This window comes from Rathayibacter sp. AY1A3 (genome assembly GCF_002930975.1).
In the GTDB taxonomy this organism is placed as follows: Bacteria; Actinomycetota; Actinomycetes; order Actinomycetales; family Microbacteriaceae; genus Rathayibacter.
Genome location: NZ_PSTO01000011.1, coordinates 19731 through 38687 on the forward strand (window position 1 = coordinate 19731; position 18957 = coordinate 38687).

The following is an 18957-nucleotide window of genomic DNA, read 5'->3' on the forward strand; positions in this document are numbered from 1 at the left end:
GGGGCTCACCACGTCGTCGGGTACTCGACGGGCGGCACCGTGGACGGCTCCACCCGGTTGGTCTTGAGCACCTGGGTCATGACCTGCTGGAAGACGGGAGCCGTCGCCTGGGACGTGTTCATCTTAACCGGATCGGCGATGGTGACCGTCACGACGTACTCCGGGTCCTCCGCCGGCGCGAGCCCGGCGAGCGAGACGGTGTAGCTCTTCGAGTAGCCGCCCTTCCCGTCGGGCTGCTGCGCGGTACCGGTCTTGGTGGCGATGTTGTAGCCGTCGACGTGGATGTCGTTCGCCAGCCAGCCCTCGTTGTAATGGGTCTGCAGCATGTCGACGACCTGCTTCGCGGCCGAGCTCGACACCACCTGGGTGCCCGTCGCATCGGGGACGTCCACGACGGAGCCGTCGGCCGTGGTGCAGCCGTCGATCAGCTGCGACGGGAGCCGCACTCCGCCGTTGCCGAGCGTCTGGTAGATGCTCGCGACCTGCACCGCGGTCGCCGAGACGCCCTGGCCGAACATCGTCGTGTAGTTCGTCTGGTTGTCCCAGTCCTGGTAGTCGGCGAGCAGGCCGCCCTCCTCGCCGGGGAAGCCGCTCGTGGTGGGCGTGCCGAGACCGAACTTCTGCAGGTAGTCGTAGCGGGTCTGGGCCGACAGGCGGGAGCCGAGCATCGAGATGCCGACGTTCGACGAGTCCTTGAGGATGCCGGTCAGCGTGTAGTTCGTCGGGGTGTGCGCGAAGTCGTCGCTGAACGAGGCGCCGTCCTTCTCGAAGGAGTCCGGGACGACGACCTGGGTCGTCGGGCCCGCCTGGCCCTGGTCGATCAGCATCGCGGCCGTCATCGGCTTGAAGGTCGAGCCCGGCTCGAACGGCGCGCGGAAGGCGCGCGAGCTGCGGTCGGCGGAGGCGCTCGCCTCGACGTTGTTGGGGTCGACGGTCGGCGTCTCGGCCACGGCGAGCAGCTTGCCGGTCTTGACCTCCTGCACCACGACGATCCCGTAGCTGCCGCCGACCTCGGCGACGCGCTGCGAGAGGACCTGCTGGGAGTAGTACTGGAGGTCGGAGTCGATAGTGAGCTTCAGCGTCCCGCCGTCGACGGCCGGAGTCTCCGAGACGGTGCTGCCCGGGATCCGGACGTAGTCGGCGCTGCGCTCGTAGCTCTCGGACCCGTTCTGCCCCGCGAGGCAGGTGTTCTCCGCGTACTCCATGCCCTCCTGGGCCGCTCCGTCCGCCCCGACGTAGCCGACGAGGTTGCCGGCCACCGCGCCGTTGGGGTAGCTGCGTCCCTGCTGGGTCTCGAAGTAGGTCCACGGGATGTCGAGCGCGACGAGCTTCTGGTAGGCCTCGAGGTCGAGCCCCTCCGAGAGGATCAGGTAGTTGGCCTTCGCGTCCTTCGCGAGCGCGGCGTCCACCGCTCCGGTGATCTGCTCGACCGACTGCCCGGTGATCGCGCCGATCTCGGAGGCGGCCTGCTGCACGCTGACCATGACCTTCTGGTCCTCGCCCAGCTCGCGCGGGAACTCGGCCACGTTCTTCGGCGAGGTCGTCAGCCGGTAGCGCGTGGTGGTGTCCGCGAGCACCGTCCCGGAGCGGTCCACGATGGGGCCGCGCTGGCCGTAGGTGACGACGCTGTTCGACTGGTTCTGGGCGGCCGCATCGGTGAGCTCGTTCGCCCGCACGATCTGGATGTCCACCAGCTTGCCGATGAAGAGTCCGACGACGGCGACGATGATGACGAACGTGACGGCCGTGCGGCGTCTGCTCGAGCGGTGGTGTCTCACTGCGGCGGTGTCCTTCTTGCTCCGGGCGGGCGGGCCGCCGTTCGTCGGGTCCGGATGGTCGTCGTGCGCCCCGCGGGGCGGGTGCCCGCGCGGAGGCGGACCGCGACGCCGTGCGTCAGTGCGTGATGGGCGCGGGCAGCTCGCCCTGCAACGGTACGGCCGCACCGTCGACAGCCAGGGAGGACGCGCTCGCGCCGGGCTGGAGAGCCGGGACGAGGGCGTTGGGCACGAGCGGCGCGGAGGCGGTGCCCGCGACTTCGCTCGACGCGGCGGAGGAGGGGTCGCCCAGCACGGCGCCGTCCGAGAGGCGGAGGTAGACCGGCGCGGTGTTGGCGACCATGCCCAGGCCCTGAGCGGCGGTGGCGAGGTTCTGCGGCGAGCTCAGCGTGTCGACGGCGTCCTGCTTCTCCGCGTTGCTGCGGGTGAGCGACTTCTGCTCGGTCTGCAGCGCCGAGATCTGGTAGGCCCCCTGCGAGAGGCCGACGCTCACCAGGAGCTGGACGACGATGATCGCGAAGAGGCCGGCGACGGCGACGATCCCGTAGACGAGCTTCGGGCGCGACTGCGCCTGACCGGCCGGGACGGCCTCGATGCGGGGGCGGGGCGCCTCCTCCTCGGGGCGTGCTCGGCGGGCGGTGTCGATGACGGCGGGGTCGATGACGGCGGTGGCGCTCATGCGGTGCTCCTGATCCTCTCGGCCGCGCGCAGACGCACGGGTGTCGCTCGGGGGTTGCGGGCCTTCTCGTCGTCGGAGGCGAGCTCGGCTCCGCGGATGACGAGTCGGAACTCGGGTCGATGCTCCGGCAGCTCCATCGGGAGGCCGGCCGGGGCGGTGGAGGAGGACGCGGCCTGGAGCGCGCGCTTGACGATCCGGTCCTCGAGCGACTGGTACGCCTCGACGACGATCCGCCCGCCCTCGTTGATCCGGCCCAGCGCGGCGGGGATCGCCCGCTCGAGGACGGACAGCTCCTGGTTGACCTCGATCCGCAGCGCCTGGAAGACGCGCTTGGCGGGGTGGCCGTTCCGCTGGATCGCGACCGGGGTCGCCGCCTGGATGATCTCGACGAGACGGCCGGAGCGCTCCAGCGGAGCGTCGCGGCGGGCCTCCACGATCTTCTTGGCGTAGCGCGCGGCGAGGCGCTCTTCGCCGTACTCGTGGAAGATGCGGCGCAGGGCGGTCTCGTCGTACTCGGCGAGGATGCTCGCCGCCGTGAGCGGGGCGGTCGAGTCCATCCGCATGTCCAGCGGCGCGTCCTTGGAGTAGGAGAAGCCGCGCTCGGTCTCGTCGAGCTGGAGCGAGGAGACGCCGAGGTCGAAGAGCGCACCGTCGATCGTGTCGATGCCCAGCTCGTCGAGCACGTCGGGCAGCTCGTCGTAGACGGCGTGCACGAGGTCGATCCGGGAGGCGTGGGCGGAGAGCCGCTCCCCCGCGAGCTGCAGCGCCTCGGGGTCGCGGTCCAGGCCCACGAGGTGCAGGCCGGGGAATCGCTCGAGCAGCGCGAGCGAGTGCCCGCCCATGCCGAGCGTCGCGTCGACGACGACCGCCCCGTCGCGCTCCAGCGCCGGAGCGAGGAGCTCGACGCAGCGCTCGAGCAGCACCGGGAGGTGCCGCTCCTCGGTCGGGCGCGGAGCGTCCTTCGGAGTGTTCTCTGCCATGGCGGTCCCGCCGTTCCCGTTCCTGTCGTCCGATCCCCATCCACCTCGCGTCCGGACACCGGGGAAGGTGCGTCCGGGCGCCGAGTGGCTGGGAGTCGCGCGACAGGACCTAGAACAGGCCGGGGATCACCTCCTCCTGGGTGTCGGAGAACACGGACTCCTGCTCCTGCAGGTAGGTCTCCCAGGCGCCCTGCGCCCAGATCTCGGCGCGGTTGCCCGCTCCGATGACGGTGAGGTCGCGGTCGAGGCCCGCGTACGCACGCAGCGGAGCCGGGAGGGTCACGCGGTTCTGCTTGTCCGGCGTCTCGGCGCTCGCGCCCGAGAGGAACACCCGGAGGAAGTCCCGCGCCTGCTTGCTGGTCACCGGCGCCTGCCGGATCTTCTCGTGCATCACCTCGAACTCGGCCTGGCTGAACACGTACAGGCACCGCTCCTGGCCGCGCGTGACGACGACTCCGGAGGAGAGCTCGTCGCGGAACTTGGCGGGGAGGATCACGCGGCCCTTCTCGTCGAGCTTGGGGGAATAGGTGCCGAGGAACACGGACTGCCCCCCACTTCTTCCGGCCAAGGATGGTGTGTCCTCCACAGTACTCCACTTCCCCCCACTCACAACCCCGGCGCGGCGCGGGGCGCGCCGGAGAGGCCCCGGTCATCCGCGTGTTTCCGCGGAATCGCGACAGTGGGGCGAAGTGGAGGGGGAATGCCGCGGGAGGGAGGCCGCGGGCACGAAAAAAGGGCCGATCCGTGAGGATCGACCCTGTGGTGGAGCGGAGGGGAGGCTAGCCGCGCCCGTCTCCGCGGTTGTCCCACCTGTCGTTCAGACGGTCCATGAAGCCGGACCCCTGGCGGTTGCCCGAGCGGGGCTTCGACGGACGGCCGACGTCGGGCAGGCCGGGCTCGGAGGAGCCGCCGGCGGCCGGGCGCATGGCCACGATCACGCCGCCGAGCATGAAGGCGAACCCGAGGATGCCGACGAGGGGCTGGCGCACGACCACGCCCGCGACGAGCACGGCGAGACCGAGGATGCCGAGCAGGATGCCGAGCACGAGGGCCCGGTAGTTGGTGCCGCCGCGCCCCTTGCCGACCGCCGCCACGAAATCGGCGTCGTTCTGGTAGAGGTTCCGCTCCATCTCATCGAGGAGCCGTTGCTCGTGTTCCGAAAGCGGCATCGTGACCCCTTCAGGGTGTGGCGTCGACCCTTTCGGGGATCGGCACCGGAATAGGCGGCGTCTGGGCTCGACCGGTCGGGCGGCGCTTCAGTGTAGACCGAGCCCGACGCAGGCACCAGGCACCTTCGGTGCATAGGCTGGTCGGGTGAACCACAGCTCTCGACTGGTCGATCGCGTCCAGCTCCGAATCGATGAATTCCTCACCGGGCGCACGCCAATTCTGCGCTCCATAGGAGAGGACGTCTCCGCCCTCGGCGACCTTTCGCGGGACTTTCTCAGCGGGGGCAAGCGGTTCCGCGCGCGCTTCTGCGAGGCGGGCTGGAACGCGGTGTCGAGCACCTCGAGCGAGGCCCATCCGAGCGGCTCCGATCCGATCGCGAGGGTGGGCGCCGGGCTGGAGCTGTTCCACGCCGCCGCCCTCGTCCACGACGACGTGATCGACAACTCCGACACCCGCCGCGGCGCTCCCGCGGCCCACCGGCGCTTCTCCTCCTTCCACGCCGACGGCGGCTGGACCGGCGACCGCGATGAGTTCGGCCGCTCCTCCGCGATCCTCCTCGGCGACCTCCTCCTGGTCTGGTCGGACGAGATCTTCGCCGCGGCGGAGTGGTCGCTCGGGGATCGAGTCGCAGCCGAGCGCGCGCGCGCGGAGTTCAACCTGATGCGCACCGAGGTCACGCTGGGCCAGTACCTCGACATCCTCGAGGAGAGCGCGTGGGTGCAGCACCCCGAGCACGAGCACCTGCAGCGGGCGGAGCGGGTGGTGGTCTACAAGAGCGCGAAGTACAGCATCGAGGCGCCGCTGGTGATCGGCGGCTCCCTCGCCGGCGGCGACGACGCTCAGCTGGACGCCCTGCGCCGCTTCGGGCTCCCGGTCGGGATCGCCTTCCAGCTGCGCGACGACGTCCTCGGAGTCTTCGGCGACCCGGCAGTGACGGGCAAGCCGGCCGGCGACGATCTGCGGGAGGGCAAGCGCACCGTGCTGCTCGGCCTCGCCCGCGGCGCGTGCTCGCCGGGCGAGCGGGCCGAGCTCGACGCGGTCGTGGGCCGGAGCGACGCCGACGCGGCGTCCATCGCGCGGGCGCAGGAGATCATCGCGGGCAGCGGCGCCCTCGAGCGGCTCGAGGAGCGCATCGACCAGGAGGTGGCCGCGGCGATCGCGGTCCTCCCCGACGCGCCGCTCCGCACGGAGGGCGTGGCGGAGCTGCGCGAGCTGGCCGCCCAGGTCACGGTCCGCACCTCCTAGGAGCGGACCGGCGTGATCAGGCCAGGGCCTGGGCGACCCGCCGGACCTCGGCCTTGCGGCCGGCGCGGAGGGCGACGATCGGGCTCGTGCCCAGGCTCTCCTCGACCGTCAGCATCCAGTCGACCGCCTCGTCGTCGGTGAAGCCGGAGTCGGCGAGCAGGATCGCGGTGCCGCGGATCTCGCTCATCGGCTCCCCGTCGCGGAGGAAGAGGGCGGGGACCTTCAGCACGCCGTCGCGGCGGGTGCCGAGCAGGTGGCGCTCCTCGAGGAGGCGGCGGACCCGGCCGGCGCCGAGCCCGGTCAGCTCCACGAGGTCGGGGACGGTCAGCCACTCGAGCTCGGAATCGGTCGAGGTGGCGGGGGAAGCGGACGAGTCGGTCACGCGTCAAGACTGCCACGAGCCCGGAGGGCCGCCAACTGCGGGCGCCCTTGAGAAGGAGTCGGGCCCGTCCTGCGCCGCCCGGGCGTCGCTCACCGGTTCCCCCGGGGGTCTTGCCTAGACTCGTCGCGTGACCACCAGCCAGCTCGACCCTCTCCTCGGCCGTCTCGTCGACGGCCGGTACGAGGTGCGCTCGAGGATCGCCCGCGGCGGCATGGCGACGGTCTACCTCGCGCACGATCAGCGCCTCGAGCGCCGCGTGGCGATGAAGGTCATGCACGGCCACCTCTCCGACGACGCGACGTTCAAGAACCGCTTCGTCCAGGAGGCGCGCTCCGCCGCCCGTCTCGCCCACCCGAACGTGGTCAGCGTCTTCGACCAGGGCCAGGACTCGGACATGGCCTACCTGGTGATGGAGTACCTCCCCGGGATCACCCTGCGCGACCTGCTCAAGGAGCGCGGCCGGCTGACCGCCCAGCAGGTCGTCGACATCATGCACTCCGTGCTCTCGGGTCTCGCCGCCGCGCACCGCGCCGGGATCCTCCACCGCGACCTCAAGCCCGAGAACGTGCTCCTCGCCGACGACGGCCGGATCAAGATCGGCGACTTCGGCCTCGCGCGCGCCGCCTCCGCCAACACCGCCTCCGGTCAGGCCCTCCTCGGCACGATCGCCTACCTCTCCCCCGAGCTGGTCACGCGGGGCACCGCCGACACCCGCAGCGACATCTACGCCATCGGGATCATGATCTACGAGATGCTCACCGGAGAGCAGCCCTTCACGGGCGAGCAGCCGATGCAGATCGCCTACCAGCACGCGAACGACTCCGTCCCGTACCCCAGCGCGACGGTCGCCTCCGTCCCCACCTCGCTCGACGAGCTCGTCCTCTGGGCGACCGAGCGCGACCCGGACATGCGGCCCCGCGACGCCGGCGTCATGCTCGCGCAGCTGCTCGAGGCCGAGCGGCTCATGGGCATCACACCGAGCGACCGCCGCGGCGACACGCAGGCGGTCACCCCGCTCCCGGCGCCCGTCGCCGATCCGGCGCCCGCGACGGCCGTCTTCGATCCGGCGGAGCCCGGGCAGACCTCGGTCTTCGACCCGGCGCCGGCGCCCGGAGCGGTGCTCGTGGTCGACGAGGACGACGACACCGTCGCCCGGCTCGCGAGCAGGCGCCGCGTCCGACGGCGTCGCGGCGTCCTGCTCACGGTGGTCGTGCTCCTCCTGGCGCTCATCGGCGGCGGGACGGCCTGGTGGTTCGGCGAGGGACCCGGCGCGATCGTGTCGATCCCGGACGTCGTCAGCCAGTCGCAGCAGGACGCGACGGCCCAGCTGCAGGCGCAGGGCTTCGAGGTGCAGCCGCAGGAGACGCCCGACCTCACCGTGCCCGCGGGGACGGTGGTGAGCTCCGATCCGCCCGGCGGGCAGGGGGTGCACAAGGGCTCCGTCATCACGCTGACCGTCTCGAGCGGGCCGCGCCAGCTGCCGGTCCCGTCTCTCGCCGGCCTCTCGGAGGCCGACGCTGCCGCCGCGGTGACGGGCGGCTCCTTCACCGTCGGCGACGTCTCGAAGATCTTCGACGCCGACGTCGACGCGGGTGTGGTCGTCTCCGCCTCGCTGCCTGACGGATCGGCGCTGCCCGAGACGATGTCCGAGACCAGCACCATCGCGATGGTGGTGAGCCTCGGACCGATCCCGAACGTCGTCGGCCTCTCGATCGACGACGCGACGGCGAAGGCGGAGGCGGCCGGTCTCGCCCTCGACCGCAGCGGCGAGGACTGGAGCGACACCGTGGCCGCGGGCGTCGTCCTCACGCAGGCGAACCCGGAGGCGCCCGCCGTGACCGGCGACACCGTCTCGGTCGTCGTGTCGAAGGGGCCCGAGCCCGTCGCCGTGCCGAACGTCGTGGGGATGAACCGCGACGAGGCGAAGGCGGCCCTCGAGGCGGCGGACCTGTCGTGGAGCTACTCCCTGACGACGCTCGGCCCGCTGATCGACGCGGCGCCGAACGAGCTGACCAAAGTCACGAACCAGTCCAACAAGGCCGGCGATCTCGTGCAGCGCGGCACGACGATCCAGCTGTCGATCACCATCACGACCTGACGCCGCCGGTCGAGCCCTCAACGAGGACTCGACCGGCGGTCGGGGTCGGATCAGATCGCGCGGCCCCGGAGCTCCTCCGCCACGAGGAACGCGAGCTCGAGCGACTGCATGTGGTTGAGGCGCGGGTCGCAGACCGACTCGTACCGGGTGGCGAGCGTCGCCTCGTCGATGTGCTCCGAGCCGCCGAGGCACTCGGTGACGTCGTCGCCCGTGAGCTCGACGTGGATGCCGCCCGGGTGCGTCCCCGCGGCGCGGTGCGCCTCGAAGAAGCCCTTGACCTCGTCGACCACGTCGTCGAAGCGACGGGTCTTGTAGCCGGTCGGCGTCGTCAGCCCGTTGCCGTGCATCGGATCGGTCACCCACAGCGGCAGGGCGTCGCTCCGCTTGACGGCCTCGAGCAGCGGCGGGAGGGCGTCGCGGATCCTCCCGGCACCCATGCGGGTGATGAAGGTGAGGCGACCGGGCTCCCGCTCGGGGTCGAGCTTGTCGATCAGCTCGAGCATCGTCTCGGGCGTGGTCGACGGGCCGAGCTTCACGCCGATCGGGTTGCGCACCCGCGACAGGAAGTCGACGTGCGCGCCGTCGAGCTCGCGGGTGCGCTCGCCGATCCAGATGAAGTGGCTGGAGGTGTTGTACGGCGTGCCGGTCCGCGAGTCGATGCGCGTCATGGGGCGCTCGTAGTCCATCAGCAGGCCCTCGTGGCCGGTGTAGAACTCGGTGCGCTTCATGCCCTCGAAGTCGGCCCCGCACGCCACCATGAACTTGACCGCGCGGTCGATCTCGCGGGCCAGCTGCTCGTAGCGCTGGTTCTGCGGGTTCTCGGTGAAGCCCTTGTTCCAGTAGTGGACGAGGCGCAGGTCGGCGAATCCGCCCTGCGTGAAGGCGCGGATGAGGTTCAGCGTCGAGGCGGCGGTGTGGTAGCCCTGCACGATGCGGCGCGGGTCCGCGGCGCGCGACTCCGGGGTGAAGTCGTAGCCGTTGACGATGTCGCCGCGGTAGGCGGGCAGGGTCACGTCGCCGCGGGTCTCGAGGTCGCTCGAGCGCGGCTTCGCGAACTGGCCGGCCATCCGGCCCATCTTGATGACGGGCATGCTCGCGCCGTAGGTCAGGACGACGGCCATCTGCAGCACGGTCTTGACGCGGTTCCGGATCTGCTCGGCGGTCGCTCCGGCGAAGGTCTCGGCGCAGTCGCCGCCCTGCAGGAGGAACGCCTCGCCGCGGGCCGCGGCTCCGAGACGCTCGCGCAGCTGGTCCACCTCGCCGGCGAACACCAGCGGAGGGAGCGCGGCCACCTCGGCGGACGCCGCTCGCACGGCCTCCGCATCGGGCCACTGCGGCTGCTGCTTGATCTCGAGCTCGCGCCAATAGTCCAGGCCGGCGACCACGGAGGGGGCGGCGAGGACGTACGGTTCGTTCGGATCGATGACCACGAGGGTGTTCCCGGTTCTGACGGGCGCCAGCGGCGCGCGGAGGGCCGCCGTCCGGACGGACGGCAGCGGTTGACGAGCTTATCGCCTGGCAGGGCGCTCGGCCGGGAGGGGCCCCCGGCATCGAGCGGGCGCTCAGCGGGTGAGGGCCGCGCGCTTCTCCTTGACCGAGGTCGCGTAGACGTCGAGGTACTCCTGGCCGCTCAGGGCGAGGAGCTCGTACATGATCTCGTCGGTGATCGAGCGGAGGATGAACCGGTCGCCCTCCATGCCCTCGAAGCGGCTGAAGTCGAGCGGCTCCCCGAAGACGATGCCGATGCGGCCCAGCTTCGGCAGGCGCTTGCCGATGGGCATGATGCGCGCGGTGTCGATCATGGCGACCGGGATGACGGGCACGCGGGCCTCGAGGACCATGCGGGCGACCCCGGTGCGGCCGCGGTACATGCGGCCGTCGGGGCTGCGCGTGCCCTCGGGATAGATGCCCAGGGCGTGGCCGCCCGCGAGGACGCGGAGGCCCGTGTTGAGCGAGGCCTCCGATGCCTTGCCGCCGGAGCGGTCGATCGGCAGCATCCCCGTGGCGGTGAAGAACGTCCGCGTCGCCCAGCCCTTGAGGCCCTTGCCGGTGAAGTAGTCGCTCTTGGCGAGGAAGACCATGTTCCGCTCGATCACCAGCGGGAGGATCACGGAGTCGATGAAGGAGAGGTGGTTGCTCGCGAGGATCACGCCGCCGTTCTGCGGCACCTTGTCGGCACCGACCACCCACGGCCGGAAGATCGTCTTCAGGAGCGGGCCCGCGACGATGTGCTTCATGAACCAGTAGAACATCGGGCTCCTCGGCGGTGCGGCGGATCGGGTGCGGCGGGTGCCGCTAGAGGGAGCTCGCGTGCAGGCGCGCCAGGTCGGCGGCCCCCACGACTCCGGCGTCGTTGACGAGCTCCGCGATGCGGAACTCGGGCTCGGGGTGGTAGCCCCGGGCGGGGAGGTTGTCGAGGTAGGCCTGGCGGATGGGGTCCAGCAGGAGGTCGCCCGCCTGCGCCACTCCGCCGCCGATGACGAACATCTGCGGGTCGAGGACGGCGCTCAGGCTGGCCGCCGCCTCGCCCAGCCAGTGGCCGAGCTGTCGTAGCGCCGCGAGGGCGCCGAGGTCGCCGGCGGTGATCAGCTCGGAGATGAGGTGGCCGTTCAGCTCGCCGCCGTTGCGGGCGCGGGCGTCGGCGATGCCCTGGCCGATCCCGCCCGCGTCGGCCAGCTCGCCGGCGAAGCGCTGGAGCGCGCGGCCCGAGCCGTACTGCTCGATGCAGCCGCGGGCGCCGCAGCCGCAGGGCAGGCCTCCGGGGACGACCCGCATGTGCCCGATCTCGGCCGCTGCGCCGAAGCCGCCGCGCAGGAGCCGGTCGTTGATGACGATCGCGCCACCCACTCCGGTGCCGATGGTGAGCATCAGCATGTCGCTGACGAGGCGGCCCGAGCCGTAGCGGAACTCGGCCCAGCCGGCGGCGTTCGCATCGTTCTCGATGATGATCGGCAGGTCGATGCGGGCCGAGAGCTTCTCGCGGAAGGGCTCGTTGCGCCAGTTGATGTTCGGGGCGTAGTAGACGATCGACTGCGAGGCGTCGATGAAGCCGGCGGCGGCGACTCCGACCGCGGAGACGTCTCCCGGGAGCAGGCCGGAGCGCAGATGCTCGACCATCTCGACCACGACGTCGACGATCAGCTCGGGGTGCCCGGCAGGAGTGGGCCGACGGTCCTCGCGGAGGATCCCCCCGAACTCGTCGACCAGGGCTCCGGCGATCTTCGTGCCGCCGATGTCGATCCCGATCGCGTGCACGCGAACCGCCTTCCCGTCGCCACCGGCGCGGCAGCGTCGGCGGGCCGCCCTGAGCGGCGGCCAGGACGAGTGTAGTGACCGCGAGCGCTCCGGTGCGGCTCAGCGGCGAGACCCGGCGACGCGTGTCGGCCCTCCTCGCGGAGCCACCCCTGGATCGTTACCCTGAACGGATCCACAGCTTGCGCCGCGCCGGTAGGGTGGAGACGACGTTCATTCAGGTACCGGAGGAGTTGCCGTGGACCAGTTCGATTCCCCCCTGGTGGTTCCGGCCGATCCCCAGGCCAACACGACCGCCCTCCTGCTGGACCGCGTCCGCGAGACGCCCGATCGCCCGCTCTTCGCGCTGCCCGACGGCGACGGCTGGCGCGATGTGACGGCGCAGGAGTTCCTCGACCAGGTCACGGCCCTCGCGAAGGGCTTCGTCGCCGTCGGCCTCGAGCCGGGCGAGAAGGTCGGGCTGATCTGCAAGACGCGCTACGAATGGACGCTGATCGACTTCGCCGTCTGGTTCGCCGGCGGGGTCCTCGTCCCGGTGTACGAGACCTCCTCTCCCGCACAGGTGCAGTGGAACCTCGCCGACTCCGGCGCGCACGCCGTGATCGTCGAGACCCCCGAGCACTTCGCCCGCTTCGACGAGATCCGCGCCGACCTTCCCGAGGTCCGCCTCGCCTGGCAGATCGGGCTGGGCGATCTGGACAAGCTCGTCGCCCGCGGCATCGACGTGCCGGATGCCGAGATCGAGCGCCGCCGCTCGCTGGCGACCGGCACCGACATCGCGACGATCATCTACACCTCCGGCTCCACCGGCCGCCCCAAGGGCTGCATCATCCGGCACTCGAACTTCGTCGAGCTCAGCCGCAACTCGGCGGTCGCCCTGACGGAGCTGATCCACCAGCCCGGCGCGTCGACGCTGCTGTTCATCACCACCGCGCACGTGTTCGCCCGCTTCATCGCGATCCTCTGCGTGCACGGCGGGGTGAAGGTGGGGCACCAGGCCGACACCAGGCAGCTGCTCCCCTCGCTCGCGTCCTTCAAGCCGACGTTCCTCCTGGCCGTGCCGCGCGTGTTCGAGAAGGTCTACAACTCCGCCGAGCAGAAGGCCGAGGCCGGGGGGAAGGGGAAGATCTTCCGCCGCGCGGCCGACGTCGCCGTCGCCCACTCGATGGCGCTCGAGGCGGGCTCGGTGCCGCTCGCGCTGAAGCTGCAGTTCCTCCTCTTCGACCGGCTCGTCTACTCGAAGCTGCGCACCGCCATGGGCGGGAACGTCCGCTTCGCCGTGTCCGGCTCGGCGCCGCTGGGAGACCGGCTCGGGCACTTCTTCCACAGTCTCGGCATCAAGATCCTCGAGGGCTACGGCCTCACGGAGACGACGGCGCCTGCCACGGTCAACCGCACCGAGCGGTTCAAGATCGGCTCGGTGGGCCCGGCGATGCCCGGGGTCTCGATCCGGATCGCGGGCGACGGCGAGATCCAGGTGCGCGGCATCGACGTCTTCGGCGGCTACTGGAACAACGAGGCGGCGACGGCCGAGTCGTTCGACGGCGAGTGGTTCCGCACGGGCGACCTCGGAACCCTGGACGAGGACGGGTACCTGCGCGTCACCGGGCGGAAGAAGGAGATCATCGTCACCGCCGGCGGCAAGAACGTCGCTCCGGCGGCGCTGGAGGATCCGATCCGCGCGAACCCGCTGGTCGGCCAGGTCGTCGTCGTCGGCGATCAGCGCCCGTTCATCGCCGCTCTGGTCACGCTCGACTCCGAGATGCTGCCGACGTGGCTCGCCAACAACGGGCAGGACAAGGGCCTCTCACTCGAGGACGCGGCCGTGAACCCGGTCGTTCTGGCCGAGGTGCAGCGGGCCGTCGATGCGGCGAACGAGCGCGTGTCCCGCGCCGAGTCGATCCGGAAGTTCGTGATCCTCCCGACCGAGTTCACGGAGGCGAGCGGTCACCTGACTCCGAAGATGAGCATCAAGCGCAACGTCATCCTCGCCGACTTCGCCGACACCATCGCCGCCGTCTACTCCGCCGCCCCCGCCACCGAGGGCATCTCCCTCCGCTGACCCCGCGCTCTCCCCGCGTCACCAGCAGGCCGTCCCGATCGCAGCCGCCTCCGGGACAGCGCACCCAGCTCTATCCCGTCGGCGGAACGCCCGACGCTCTCCTCGACGCGCCCCTGTCGCGGTGCCGACCGCGCCGGGCCGGGCAGGGACCGGCTCCCCCTCAACACAGCCGTAATTGGTGAAGCGCAGGCCAGCGCTTCACCGTCGGCGGAACGCACGACGCTCCACGAAACGCCCCCACCTCGCCAAGCCGACCGCGCCGAGCCGGGCAAGGACCGGCTCCCCCTCAACACAGCCGTATCCGGTGAAGCGCGTGCCAGCGCTTCACCGTCGGCGGAACGCACGACGCTCCATGGAACGCGCCCACCTCGAGCGGCCGACTGCGCGGAGCCGGGCAAGGACCGGCTCCCCACCAACACAGCCGTATCCGGTGAAGCGCGTGCCAGCGCTTCACCGTCGGCGGAACGCACGACGCTCCACGGAACGCCCCCACCTCGCTGAGCCGACCGCGCCGGGCCGGGCAGGGACCGGCCCGGAATCGAACTCAGAACCAGTCGGATTCCCGGACGGCCTTCATGGCGGCGCGGCGGTCGTCCTGGGAGAGGCGGTCGAGGTAGAGGCGTCCGTCGAGGTGGTCGCATTCGTGCTGGAGGGCCTGGGCCATGAGGCCGTCGCCTTCGAGGACGATCTCGTTGCCGTCGAGGTCGGTGCCGCGGACCTTCGCGTGCGGGTAGCGGATCGCGGGGTACCAGAGGTTCGGGACGGAGAGGCAGCCCTCGTCGACCGGTCGCGGGTCTCCGCTGAGCTCGATGATCTCGGGGTTGAGGATGTAGCCGATGACGCCGTCGACGTTGTAGCTGAAGGCGCGGAGGTTGACGCCGATCTGGGGGGCTGCGACGCCGGCGCGTCCGGGCGGGCGGACGCTGTCGACGAGGTCCTCGACGAGGCCGCGGACGCCGGCGTCGACCGTCTCGATGGTCGTGGACGGGGTCTTCAGCACCGGGTCCCCGAAGATGCGGATCTGGCGTTCGGTCATGTGGTGCGCTCCCTCAGGGCCTCCTCCGCGCTCAGGAGGGCGTTCTCGACGACTTCGCTCGCTGCGGGGTGCGGCCAGTACTGGCTGCGGGCGAGTCCGCGGATGCCGGTGCCGGCGCTGGCGGCCTGGACGAGCGGCTGAATGAGGATACTGGCCTGCGGCCCGATGATGTGCGCGCCGAGGAGGGCGCCGTCGAGTCCGACGACCAGGAGGCAGGCGCTGGAGTCGTCCTCGAGCGCCCAGCCGAAGGCGGTGGAGCCGTACTCCTGGGTGACGGTGACGACGTCCAGGCCCTGGTCTCGCGCTTCGGCCGCGGTGAGCCCGAAGTGGGCGATCTGCGGGTGGGCGAAGATCGCGCCGGGCACCGGCGAGAGGGTGTCGGAGAGCAGCTCGCCCGGGTGCAGGAGGTTGTGCGCCACGAGGCGCGCCTCGTGGTTGGCGACGTGCTTGAGCTGCCAGCGGGACGACACGTCGCCGAGGGCGAAGAGGCCGGGCACGGGGTGTCCGCCGGAGAGGACGCGCTGCTCGGGGTCGACGCTGATCCGGCCGTCCTCGTGCAGATCGATCCCGACGGAGGCGGCGGCGACCGTGTCGCTGTTGGGGTCGCGGCCGAGCGCGACGAGCAGCAGGTCGGTCTCGACCGTCGTGCCGTCGCTGAGGGCGACGCGGAGCCCGTCAGGGCGGGCGTCGACGCTCTCGGCGCTCACTCCGGTGAGCACCGTGTACCGCTCGGCGGCGATCCCGGTGAACCGGCGCGAGACGTCCTCGTCGAGGGCGCGGAGGAGGCGGTCGCCGCGGACGGCGACGGTCACGGCCGTGCCGAAGGAGGAGAAGACGTGGGCGAACTCGACGGCCACCGCGCCGCCGCCGAGGATCAGCATCCGCTCGGGGAGCTCGTCGAGCCGCATGACGGAGGAGGAGTCATGGATGCGGGGGTCCGGCTCGTACGCGGCCAGGAGCGGCCTGGGCCGCGAGCCGGCGGCCACGACCACCTGCGGCGCACTGATGCGGGCACCGCTGGCGCTGACGAGGACGTGCGGGCGGTCGCCGTCTCCGAGCGACTCGAAGCCGAAGCTCTCGCGGAGGACGGTCACGTTCGGGGAGCGCTGATCGCGGTACTCGAACCCGCCCTCGCTGATCGCGTCGATCCGGCCGAAGACCCGGTCGCGCACCTCGGCCCACTCGGGGCGGCGGAGGCGGGAGTGGACGCCGATCGGGCCGCCCTGGTCGACGTCGGTGACCACGTCGGCGACATGGACGAACATCTTGGTCGGGATGCAGCCGGCGTTGAGGCAGGTGCCGCCGAACCACTCGCCATCGTCGAGGATCGCGACCCGCAGGCCGTCGAACTCCGGACCGACGATCGAGTTGCCGGAGCCGGCCCCGACGACGATCAGGTCGAAGGCGTCGGTGGACGCGTCGGGCCCGTCGGTGCGGTCCTGGTGCGCGGCGGACGCCGCCCCGGAGCCCCGGGGCTCAGACACGTCGGACCGGCATGCCCTCGACCACGAGCGCGGCGAGCAGGCGTGCGGCGTCCTTCGTGCCCTCGCGCAGCTGCTCCCACTTCACCACGGAGCCGGCGGCGAGCACCGGGTCGTAGGGGATGCGGACGATGTCGCGGACGCGGGAGCGGAAGTGCGACTCGATCTCCTCCAGCTTCACCAGGCTCGTGCCCTGCGTCGCCGTGTTGAGCGCGACGACCGCGTTGCGCACCAGGGCGCCGTAGCCGTTCGCGTCCAGCCAGGTGAGGGTCTCGGAGGCCAGGCGGGCCTCGTCGACGCTGCCGCCCGAGACGATCACCACTGTGTCGGCGCGCTGCAGCGTGGGCCGCATCACCGAGTGCACGATGCCCGTGCCGCAGTCGGTGAGCATGATCGAGTAGAAGCGCTCGACCAGATCGGCGACCACGTTGTAGTCGTCCTCGTCGAAGGCCTCGGAGAGCTGCGGGTCGGTGTCGGAGGCGAGGACGTCGAGGCGGGTCTCGTCGCGGGAGACCATCGTCGAGAACTCGGTGAATCCGGTCACGCCGGCCGCGCGGTTCACGACATCGCGGACGGTCGCCCGCGTCTGCTTGGGGACGCGCTCGGCCAGGGTGCCGCGGTCGGGGTTCGCGTCGACCGCGATGATGCGGTCCTCGCGCGCATCGGCGAGGGCCATGCCCAGGAGCGTCGTGACCGTCGTCTTGCCGACGCCGCCCTTGCGGGTCATGACCGGGACGAAGCGGGTGCCGCCCTCGAACTGCCGGCCGATCCGCTCGTCCATCGCCTTCCACGCCTTCACCTTCGCGGAGTCGCCGAGGTTGACCGTGTGGAAGGTCAGGCCGTAGAGGAAGCGGTGCCAGCCGCCCGTGGGAGCGGGACGGGTCTTGCGGTTGACCTCCAGGAGCCTGTCCGGGGTGAGCATCGACGCCGACTCGGGGACGGCGGCGCTCGGCGCGGACGGGGCGGGAGCGGCGCTCGAGGACTCGGCGCGGAGGCGGTCGCGGCGCGTGGGGACGGCGGCGGGCTCCCCCGCGGACTCGGACGCCGCGGGCTTCTCGGCGGACTCCGCTCGGGCGGGGATCCCCGCCGAGACCGGTCCGTTCGCGCCGGACGGATGAGCGGGAGCCGGTGAGGGGGTCGGAGCAGGACTCGGCTCCGGGGGCACGAGAGCGTGCGAGCGCGAGGGCGGCAGGCCGAGGCGGCCGACGTCGATCGCGTCCTCGTCCTCGACCGGAGCGGGGGCGGTGGAGCGGCGCCGCGGGCCGGGCGGGGTGATCCGCACGCCGTCGGGCAGGAGGGTCGGAGCGGTGTCGCTCGCCCGCGGGGAGTACTGACCCGATTCCCGAGCCGCGTCCATGGCGGTCCGCGGCGTGGGACCGGTGCCGGTGTCGGGCTGTTCGTCGTTGCGCTCATCCATGCGAACGAGCCTCCTTCCGCTCAGAACGAGTGTACCGGCGGGCCCGGATCGCGCCGGGCGGCTTGGTCGGAGCGCGCTCCGACTGCTAGTGCGGCCCGCTTCCGGAGGCGGCGCGGACGGCGCGTGCAGCGAACGGTTAGGTTCTGCCGCCCGGAGGAACGTAAAGTAGTCAGCCATGCATGTACTCAGCGTGAGCTCCCTCAAGGGCGGCGTCGGCAAGACCACGGTGACGCTCGGCCTTGCATCCGCGGCGTTCTCGAAGGGCCTGCGAACGCTGGTCGTCGACCTCGACCCCCAGTCCGACGTGTCGACCGGAATGGACATCAACGTCGCCGGCCACCTCAACATCGCCGACGTCCTGACGTCGCCGAAGGAGAAGATCGTCCGCTCGGCGATCGCCCCCTCCGGCTGGACCAAGGAGCACCACGGCACGATCGACGTGCTGATCGGCAGCCCCTCCGCGATCAACTTCGACGGGCCGCACCCCAGCATCCGCGACATCTGGAAGCTCGAGGAGGCCCTCGCGAGCGTCGAGGCCGACTACGACCTCGTGCTGATCGACTGCGCCCCCTCGCTCAACGCCCTGACCCGCACGGCGTGGGCCGCGAGCGACCGCGTCGCCGTCGTCACGGAGCCGGGCCTGTTCTCGGTGGCCGCCGCCGACCGGGCGCTCCGGGCGATCGAGGAGATCCGCCGCGGACTCAGTCCGCGCCTCCAGCCGCTGGGCATCATCGTCAATCGCGCCCGCGTCCAGTCGCTGGAGCACCAGTTCCGGATCAAGGAGCTGCGCGACATGTTCGGACCGCTCGTGCTCAGCCCGCAGCTCCCGGAGCGCACCTCCCTCCAGCAGGCGCAGGGCGCGGCGAAGCCCGTGCACGTCTGGCCCGGGGAGAGCGCTCAGGAGATGGCGCACAACTTCGACCTGCTGCTCGACCGCGTGATCCGTACCGGTCGCATCGGCGAGCAGGTCCCCGCCGCGACCTAGGGCCGGCGGGTCCGCCGGACTTCTCCGGCTCGAGGTCTCGGGACGCGGGCGATGCTCGGTGCCCGAGGAGTGCCAGGGTCGGCGCCGGCGGACGCTCGGCGTCGGAGATCAGCGCGGACTCTCGATGCGCGGGCGGAGCCCGTCGTCGGATCCGCAGGGCGGGACACGGACGGAGCCCGTCATCGGACCAGCAGGGTGAGCGGGCGTGATCGGCGGGGAGCTCGCGTCCGGTGGACGGTTCACGCGGGCGGGGCCCGCCATTCGACCAGCACGGTGAGACTCGGGTGGCGCCCGTTGCTCGCACAGCACGGCTGCAGGCGGGTCCGCTCCTGACCAGTTGAGCGCGCGGAGGAGACCCGGGAGTCCCCGGAGCAGCGGCCGACCCGCGAGGGGTG

16 protein-coding genes are annotated in these 18957 nt (G+C 71.6%); 4 read left to right on the forward strand and 12 right to left on the reverse strand.

Features of this window, described 5'->3' with window-relative positions; genetic code table 11:
• Positions 1 to 5: 5 nt before the first annotated feature.
• The 5 genes from C5C10_RS07140 to C5C10_RS07160 form a co-directional block, all read right to left on the reverse strand.
• Entirely contained in the window at positions 6 to 1778 is a 1773-nt protein-coding gene (locus C5C10_RS07140) for a penicillin-binding protein 2 (RefSeq protein ID WP_244229623.1), read from the reverse strand.
• A 115-nt stretch (positions 1779 to 1893) separates the two neighbouring features.
• Positions 1894 to 2454 carry a hypothetical protein gene (locus tag C5C10_RS07145; protein WP_104328914.1) on the reverse strand — a complete coding sequence of 187 codons (561 nt, stop codon included), beginning with the start codon at positions 2452 to 2454 and terminating at the stop codon, positions 1894 to 1896.
• Complete coding sequence (gene rsmH / locus C5C10_RS07150; protein ID WP_104328915.1) at positions 2451 to 3434, reverse strand: 16S rRNA (cytosine(1402)-N(4))-methyltransferase RsmH; 984 nt, start codon at positions 3432 to 3434, stop codon at positions 2451 to 2453. Before rsmH ends, C5C10_RS07145 begins: the two co-directional genes overlap by 4 nt.
• A gap of 109 nt (positions 3435 to 3543) precedes the next feature.
• Complete coding sequence (mraZ, locus tag C5C10_RS07155; RefSeq protein WP_104222586.1) at positions 3544 to 3975, reverse strand: division/cell wall cluster transcriptional repressor MraZ; 432 nt, start codon at positions 3973 to 3975, stop codon at positions 3544 to 3546.
• A gap of 238 nt (positions 3976 to 4213) precedes the next feature.
• Entirely contained in the window at positions 4214 to 4603 is a 390-nt protein-coding gene (locus C5C10_RS07160) for a DUF3040 domain-containing protein (protein WP_104233350.1), read from the reverse strand.
• A gap of 145 nt (positions 4604 to 4748) precedes the next feature.
• On the opposite strand from C5C10_RS07160, the gene C5C10_RS07165 reads away from it, so the two are divergent.
• The gene (locus C5C10_RS07165) at positions 4749 to 5849 is read left to right on the forward strand and encodes a polyprenyl synthetase family protein (RefSeq protein WP_104222584.1); all 1101 of its coding nucleotides are present in this window, start codon (positions 4749 to 4751) and stop codon (positions 5847 to 5849) included.
• A gap of 16 nt (positions 5850 to 5865) precedes the next feature.
• On the opposite strand, the gene C5C10_RS07170 is transcribed toward C5C10_RS07165, so the two are convergent.
• The gene (locus C5C10_RS07170; protein ID WP_104222583.1) at positions 5866 to 6231 is read right to left on the reverse strand and encodes an Rv2175c family DNA-binding protein; all 366 of its coding nucleotides are present in this window, start codon (positions 6229 to 6231) and stop codon (positions 5866 to 5868) included.
• Between the two features lie 127 nt (positions 6232 to 6358).
• On the opposite strand from C5C10_RS07170, the gene pknB reads away from it, so the two are divergent.
• Positions 6359 to 8329 (forward strand): Stk1 family PASTA domain-containing Ser/Thr kinase, encoded by a 1971-nt coding sequence (gene pknB, locus C5C10_RS07175; protein ID WP_104250750.1) that lies wholly within the window; start codon positions 6359 to 6361, stop codon positions 8327 to 8329.
• Positions 8330 to 8379: 50 nt separating this feature from the next.
• Here pknB and C5C10_RS07180 read toward each other — a convergent pair whose 3' ends face one another.
• From C5C10_RS07180 to C5C10_RS07190, 3 genes are all read right to left on the reverse strand, one after another.
• Positions 8380 to 9714, reverse strand: coding sequence for a class II 3-deoxy-7-phosphoheptulonate synthase (locus C5C10_RS07180; protein ID WP_104222617.1), 1335 nt, complete (start codon positions 9712 to 9714; stop codon positions 8380 to 8382).
• Between the two features lie 177 nt (positions 9715 to 9891).
• A complete protein-coding gene (locus C5C10_RS07185; protein WP_104222581.1) occupies positions 9892 to 10581 on the reverse strand; it encodes a 1-acyl-sn-glycerol-3-phosphate acyltransferase in 690 nt (229 codons plus the stop codon).
• 43 nt (positions 10582 to 10624) lie between these two features.
• Positions 10625 to 11584 carry an ROK family glucokinase gene (locus C5C10_RS07190; RefSeq protein WP_104222580.1) on the reverse strand — a complete coding sequence of 320 codons (960 nt, stop codon included), beginning with the start codon at positions 11582 to 11584 and terminating at the stop codon, positions 10625 to 10627.
• Between the two features lie 235 nt (positions 11585 to 11819).
• Between C5C10_RS07190 and C5C10_RS07195 the strand changes: the two genes are divergently transcribed.
• Positions 11820 to 13643, forward strand: a complete 1824-nt coding sequence (locus C5C10_RS07195) for a long-chain fatty acid--CoA ligase (protein ID WP_104328916.1) — start codon at positions 11820 to 11822, stop codon at positions 13641 to 13643.
• A gap of 544 nt (positions 13644 to 14187) precedes the next feature.
• On the opposite strand, the gene def is transcribed toward C5C10_RS07195, so the two are convergent.
• The 3 genes from def to C5C10_RS07210 are packed head-to-tail and all read right to left on the reverse strand — an operon-like array spanning position 14188 to position 17577.
• On the reverse strand, positions 14188 to 14679 hold the full coding sequence (gene def, locus C5C10_RS07200) for a peptide deformylase (RefSeq protein ID WP_104225378.1): 492 nt from the start codon (positions 14677 to 14679) through the stop codon (positions 14188 to 14190).
• Positions 14676 to 16163, reverse strand: a complete 1488-nt coding sequence (locus tag C5C10_RS07205) for a mycothione reductase (protein ID WP_104328917.1) — start codon at positions 16161 to 16163, stop codon at positions 14676 to 14678. Before C5C10_RS07205 ends, def begins: the two co-directional genes overlap by 4 nt.
• On the reverse strand, positions 16156 to 17577 hold the full coding sequence (locus tag C5C10_RS07210; RefSeq protein WP_258059940.1) for a MinD/ParA family protein: 1422 nt from the start codon (positions 17575 to 17577) through the stop codon (positions 16156 to 16158). The genes C5C10_RS07205 and C5C10_RS07210 overlap by 8 nt, the downstream gene beginning before the upstream one ends.
• A gap of 175 nt (positions 17578 to 17752) precedes the next feature.
• On the opposite strand from C5C10_RS07210, the gene C5C10_RS07215 reads away from it, so the two are divergent.
• On the forward strand, positions 17753 to 18562 hold the full coding sequence (locus C5C10_RS07215; protein ID WP_104222576.1) for a ParA family protein: 810 nt from the start codon (positions 17753 to 17755) through the stop codon (positions 18560 to 18562).
• Positions 18563 to 18957 lie beyond the last annotated feature (395 nt).